This window comes from Blautia sp. ZXY-1-B12, assembly GCF_056339915.1.
The window spans coordinates 1-2,353 of sequence record NZ_JBWJVP010000105.1 but is presented as its reverse complement, the minus strand read 5'-3'; the positions used below and the strand labels follow the sequence as shown (position 1 = coordinate 2,353).

Annotated in this window: 2 protein-coding genes; both read left to right on the top strand. The window is 42.7% G+C overall.

Annotated elements, in window-relative coordinates; all coding sequences use genetic code 11:
* Positions 1-158: 158 nt before the first annotated feature.
* Positions 159-998 (top strand): pantoate--beta-alanine ligase, encoded by an 840-nt coding sequence (gene panC, locus AC075L_RS06440; RefSeq protein ID WP_008704364.1) that lies wholly within the window; start codon positions 159-161, stop codon positions 996-998.
* Positions 999-1,001: 3 nt separating this feature from the next.
* A complete protein-coding gene (locus AC075L_RS06435) occupies positions 1,002-1,985 on the top strand; it encodes a bile acid:sodium symporter family protein (protein ID WP_008704363.1) in 984 nt (327 codons plus the stop codon).
* Positions 1,986-2,353 lie beyond the last annotated feature (368 nt).

The window sequence follows — 2,353 nt, the reverse complement described above, 5'->3', positions numbered from 1 at the left end:
CAGAGTGACCAATTATGAGAAACATGGTCTGCTGAAAGACATGGCCTGAAAACGTTGATATCAGATTAGAGGCTATCATAAGATGAAAGTGAATTCAGAAAAGAGGCTATCTCAAAATCTATGATACCGGTCCATTGACCGAGAAAGAGGAGATAACAATGCAGGTAACAAAAACAGTAGAAGAAACAAGAAAACAGATCAAAGCATGGAAAAAAGAAGGTAAAACTATAGGTCTTGTTCCAACAATGGGATTTCTTCATGAGGGACATGCAAGTCTGATCAAAAAATGCAGAGAACAGAACGACATTGTAGTTGTGTCTGACTTTGTCAATCCAACACAGTTTGGTCCGACAGAGGATCTTGAGGCATATCCAAGAGATTTCGAACGCGACAGCAAACTCTGTGAAAGTCTTGGCACAGACCTGATCTTCTGCCCTGAACCTTCTGAAATGTATCATGATCCCCATGCATTTGTAAGTATCGATACATTATCTGAGACACTTTGTGGAAAAACACGTCCTATCCATTTCAAAGGTGTGTGCACAGTTGTAACCAAGCTGTTCCATATTGTAGCCCCGGACAGAGCATATTTCGGACAGAAGGATGCTCAGCAGCTGGCCATCATCCGCAAAATGGTCCAGGATCTGAATTTTGATATAGAAATCGTAGGCTGCCCGATTGTCCGTGAAGAGGACGGACTGGCAAAATCCTCCAGAAATACATATTTAAGCGATGAAGAGAGAAAGGCTGCTCTCTGTCTGTCCAGATCCGTAAAACTCGGACAGGAAATCATTCACGCAGGCATTTCCGCAGAAGAACTTCTCGGCAAAATGCGTGCAGTGATCGAGGCAGAGCCTCTGGCAAAAATCGATTACGTTTCCATGGTAGATGCACTTACCATGCAGCCTGTGGAAAAAGCTGATCATAATGTTCTCGTAGCAATGGCTGTCTATATTGGCAAAACAAGACTGATCGATAACTTCAGCTACGAGGTATAATATATGGAAAATATTTTAAAGAAAATAGGAAAAATCAGCAGTTTTGCATCCAGATATATTGGAATCATCATCATTGCCTTTTCATGCCTTGCCTTTTTCTGGAGGGATGGATTTGCATGGATGACAAATTATACATCTGTTTTTCTGGGCGTGATCATGTTTGGTATGGGACTGACCATACGTCTGGAAGACTTCCGGGCAATTTTTTCCAGACCAAAGGAAGTGATCATTGGCGCAGTTGCACAGTATACGATCATGCCAGTCGTAGCCTGGGTATTGTGTAAAGTTATGAATCTTCCCGCAGATCTGGCTCTGGGTGTGATTCTTGTGGGATGCTGTCCTGGTGGAACAGCCAGCAATGTGATCACCTATATTGCAGGCGGTGATGTTGCACTTTCAGTAGGAATGACCATCGTTTCCACTCTGGCTGCTCCTGTTATGACTCCATTTCTTGTGTACATTCTGGCAGGTGCCTGGGTGGAAGTATCCTTCTGGGCAATGGTACTTTCTGTTGTAAAAGTAATTCTGGTTCCTGTACTTCTTGGAATCCTTCTCCGTACACTTGCAGGAGATCATGTAGATAAAGTTTCAGATGTTATGCCATTGATCTCTGTTGTAGCCATTGTTATGATCATTGGCGGAATCGTGGCAATTAATGCAGAGAAAATCTTAAGCTGCGGAGTTCTGGTCCTTGGCGTTGTTGCGATCCACAATTTCTGTGGTATGATGCTTGGGCTCCTTGCAGCAAAAATTTTCCATGTAGAATATACACGGGCAACAGCTATAGCTATTGAAGTGGGCATGCAAAACAGCGGACTGGCAGTTTCTCTGGCAGCAGCTAACTTTGTAGCCAATCCACTGGCAACTCTTCCAGGTGCTATTTTCAGTGTATGGCATAATATTGCAGGCTCCATCTTTGCAGGAATCCGCCGTTCCGGCGTAGAAAACAGGACACGCACAGGTGAAAATGGTGTGTCAGCAGCATAAATAACAAGGGAACGTAGAAAACAAAAAATCCCCCGGAATCCTTGGCTTAACAGTGATAAGAAACTAATTTGCTTATCTACTGCCAGCTAACGGATTCCGGGGCAAAAATAACTACTTGAATTTTTTTGCTTTTATGACATCTATAATTATCCCTTTGTTTTTTATAAGCTTTATTCGCCAACTCTCAATTTCTCAGCATTTTGAACGGAATATCCCAGGATCATAGGCTTTTTTGAAAACACTTTGATTTCTGACTAATCCGGCATCCATCACGTTTGCTGCATATATCTTTCCTGCAATCTTGTATTCTTCCAGATGTTCTACAAAACCATCCAGATCACCAAGCGGTCTTTCAATGATGTCCTCGC